Source organism: Streptococcus sp. GMD6S, from assembly GCF_000297015.1.
In genome coordinates this window covers 1-3,725 of record NZ_AJRH01000090.1, presented here as the reverse complement: position 1 = coordinate 3,725, position 3,725 = coordinate 1, and the positions used below count along the sequence as shown (strand labels likewise).

5 protein-coding genes and 1 pseudogene are annotated in these 3,725 nt (G+C 35.5%); all 6 read right to left on the bottom strand.

Going from position 1 to position 3,725, the window contains the following annotated elements:
* Positions 1–8: 8 nt before the first annotated feature.
* Positions 9–198 (bottom strand): annotated as a pseudogene (locus tag GMD6S_RS12995) (hypothetical protein); the annotation flags it as partial.
* A 16-nt stretch (positions 199–214) separates the two neighbouring features.
* Positions 215–847 (bottom strand): hypothetical protein, encoded by a 633-nt coding sequence (locus GMD6S_RS08530; protein WP_000919639.1) that lies wholly within the window; start codon positions 845–847, stop codon positions 215–217.
* 180 nt (positions 848–1,027) lie between these two features.
* Positions 1,028–1,558 carry a hypothetical protein gene (locus tag GMD6S_RS08525; RefSeq protein WP_000957422.1) on the bottom strand — a complete coding sequence of 177 codons (531 nt, stop codon included), beginning with the start codon at positions 1,556–1,558 and terminating at the stop codon, positions 1,028–1,030.
* A gap of 49 nt (positions 1,559–1,607) precedes the next feature.
* On the bottom strand, positions 1,608–2,213 hold the full coding sequence (locus GMD6S_RS08520) for a hypothetical protein (protein ID WP_001244917.1): 606 nt from the start codon (positions 2,211–2,213) through the stop codon (positions 1,608–1,610).
* A 95-nt stretch (positions 2,214–2,308) separates the two neighbouring features.
* The gene (locus GMD6S_RS08515) at positions 2,309–2,935 is read right to left on the bottom strand and encodes a TipC family immunity protein (RefSeq protein WP_000746267.1); all 627 of its coding nucleotides are present in this window, start codon (positions 2,933–2,935) and stop codon (positions 2,309–2,311) included.
* A gap of 178 nt (positions 2,936–3,113) precedes the next feature.
* Positions 3,114–3,638 (bottom strand): hypothetical protein, encoded by a 525-nt coding sequence (locus GMD6S_RS08510; RefSeq protein WP_000015795.1) that lies wholly within the window; start codon positions 3,636–3,638, stop codon positions 3,114–3,116.
* Between the last annotated feature and the right edge of the window lie 87 nt (positions 3,639–3,725).

Sequence of the window (3,725 nt, the reverse complement as noted above, 5' to 3'; positions counted from 1 at the left end):
CTGAAATTTTACCGATCCACCACTTGAGCTTCAAAGTAAGCTGGCTTGTCGTCTACATTGGTGATGGTGATCGGTGATGGTGATCGTGTAGGACTTGTTATTAGTTACATAAAAAACTTTCTCCCCTTGGTAGCTGACAACAATCCCATTCTTTACCAAATGAATATCTTTTTGATTGTTTGGAAGCTCTTTATCATCATACCTTTTGGGAGCTCTATCTATTCTGCAAAATTTCGTTCTCTTTCCTTTTTCTACGCTGACCCGACCACCTGATACACTGCAACAATACTATCATACGAAGAATCAAATAAACCAAACGAAGGATTTTCATCTTTCCAAGAGCTGATAAGAAGGTTTTCCTTGCATTCCCCACTTCTTGAACTAACTGTTCAACCGTTTTACCTGTTTCCTCTTTAATAGCAACTGCATTCTTTGAAATCAAATAATAATTTTGTTCTAATCTGCTGATATAGGCTTTGGAAATTGGCTCGTCTAAGAAAAAATATACTCTATCAGCATACTCATCCTGAGACAGCGTATAGTAAACTTCAGCTTCACTCTCCCATTTTTTAGGAAAACTAGTTATTCTTATATTTCCATAGTCTAAATGCATCATTCCAACTAAAACGTCATTAGTCCATTCTTCCGCATAATGGTATAATTTCATTTTCTTATCTACCATTGGCCAAACTATAACATACCGACTATGCATGAATTCCTTAGTTAATGCCGAGTTACTTGCCAAGCTGGTCGCACCAATCTCATATACTGACCAAATAAGAACTATGAGCATTAGGACAGCTTGAGTTGGTTTGTTTTTATAATAGTTTCTTATTCTTTTTAACATTTTACTCTCCAACTGCGGGATTAGGTTTATCTAAATCTTTTTTGACATTTTGACTAGTATTCGCCACTAGAGCCTCTCTTGCATATTCGAAAGAAACAAGCTGATTGTTACTTTCAAAGCAAATAAGTCTCCTTTACCAAACAATTACAACAACTGAGGCCTAGTTTACGGTTCCTAAATCTACCGATCCACCACTTGAGCTTCAAAGTAAGCTGGCTTGTTGTCTACATTGGTGATGGTGATAGTATAGGGAGTTTCTTTCGTCACACCAAATACTTCCTTTATCTCCCCTTGAACCACTATACCATCACTTTCTAAATAGATACTTTTACTCTTATCATTTGGTAAGTCTTTGCGCTCGGTTTTGTCTTTTAAAAAAATTAGCTCCGTTATTGTTTGCTTTTCAACATTATAGACTATATTACTGTCTTTCATTCCCCAACCTTTTCGACCGGACAATTTTAACTTCGCATCATCTAATTTTTTAAAATGTAGTTCCGAATTATACTCCAGCTGCTCTGTTTTAGAAAAAACTTTCAATTCAACACTTTGACCTGGTTGCAGAGTGTACTTACCAGCATTTAAAACCACACAAATAAAAACTGCCGCAAACGAACCATACAACAATCCGATGATCATTCTTGAGAGACTGCTTTTAAAGTGCCGTAAAAGTAGAAATAAAGACACAATAAATAACACGGGTGTTAGCATTTTAGTTTTCCTCTCTCATCACTATTAAAATCCAGAAGAACTGTGGCCCTCAATCCCTCCTTAAAAGAGAGTATATTTTCCAACCCAAAAGAAAGCAGACCAAAGCTATCGAATAGTAGAAAATTTTCTGAAGCAAATGATTTAAAACTATCTTTCTCATCTGATTCACAACTGTATATAACTGATTCATCGCATTGTCCGAGCGTTGTTCCCAAACGGTCACTGAAGAACCTGTGTTACTTTCAATCACAGCTTGATTTTCACTTGCTAATTTCAAATATCTCCCAGCATGATACAACCGCTTTTCCCCATTTAACCAACTAATTTCAACACTCTTGTCTCCTTGTAATCGATTATTGTAACTGATGGATACCGCTTGATTCTCATAAGAAATCTTACTTTCAATTTGATTATAGTCATCCACCACATAGATAAGGCCGATGTTCTTTCCATTTTCTTTTGAGGGCACTAGATGAATATGCTTATCAAGAGCATGCCAATCCTGATCATTTTTATCTTGAATCAATTGAACCATACTACTATTCACATCCATCTTAGAAAATGAATAATATTGATAGATTGGCTTAATGATGAACAATACCATATAAAAAAGGAAAAATAGGAAAAAAAGGATAGACTTACTTTTATTTCTCATTTACTGCTCCAAAGTAACTTTTTTTACAAAATATTCTTGAGAACTCTGTCATGGCAACCTGCCTTTATAAAACTATTACCTCGTCGTTCCGTTTGTTATTCGGTTCTCCATATATCCTTAACTGTCACTTCTCCCCAATTATCTAGGCTAAAACGACTGGCATATATGGAAGTCCAGTCTGCCAAGACTTTGTGACGGAGTATTTCATCTGCTTCCCTGCGAATCTCATCGGCAGTCTTTCCATGCTCCGTTAGAAAGGCTTCTACTTGAGACTGATGATAATATCTCACGCTTTTCTCATCGTGATACCACATAAATCGTTCTAATTGCTGATTGTTTACATCGTACAGGTAATCTACATTTATGGTTGTCTCTGTATCTGGCAGTCTCAAACGCATCTCTATCCCAACTTTCGTCATCTCCTGAAATCCAAAATAAAAATAATAACCTAGAGATTGAATAGTATTTGGTAAGTCTACACTTTTATAATCAATAGAATGAATAGAAATTTCTTGAGAATCGTTGTCCACAAATTTTAAACTTTTTAACTTATAAAAAGCTCGTCCTTTCCAGAGAAATGTATGATTGTGATAATCACTTTCTTCGTAGTATATTTCATCAAAAATATTATGAACTCTCTGATATTTATAGTACTGAAAACCAGAGAAAGATAATAATAGAACTATTAGCAACGAAAAAATTACAAATTTCCTCTTCTTCATCTAATCACCTCATCTCTGTCAACTCTTGATTCCCTGTTTCAATATTTCGAATGAAATTATAAGTACTTGGGTAATTTTTTTGTAGCTTATCTACGGTATCTTTTCTAGTAAAATCCCTCAACACACCCCGTTGTTCATACAGCATTGTGTTGAGCAAGAAGCTTCTTTCTCTGGTAAACTATCCATACAAAGTCTGATACATCGTTTCCATGAAATCCTCAAGCTCTTTTTGAATAATCTTTAATAGGCGCTTTTCTTCAGCTTTGGGGATAGTCACTCTCTCATTTTTATTTTTTTCATTTGTTTGAAAATAGGCGCTAGAAACTATATCCAAGTTCTTATCCAATTCATATAGTACACTAGTTATTTTACCATCTATCTCTATTTCAAAATAAGCAGTAACCCCCCGTCCACGATACGATATTTTCAAATCGATGTCTCCTTTTATCTCGATGGAAGCAATTCCTCCATCCAAGCGAATAGCTCCATCGGGAGGAATGACATAGCCCGCTTTACGGATGTCAGGCGCATATTTCCCTGATGCCATCAAACGTTGTAAGACGGCTATATTGTCCCTCTCTTCAAAGGAGGTTTTTAATTGCATATGTTCTTGATGGTTTTGATACTGAAAGTAAAGATTCAAACCAGTAGCTAAGGCAATTACAGAACCAATAACGATCAGTATTTTTTTAAGTCCCGACATTTTTCTCACCTCCTCTATCTAAGTAATCATAGAAGTCTTGTTCATACAGCATTGCGTTGAGTAAGAAGTTACTTTCTCTAAAAATCT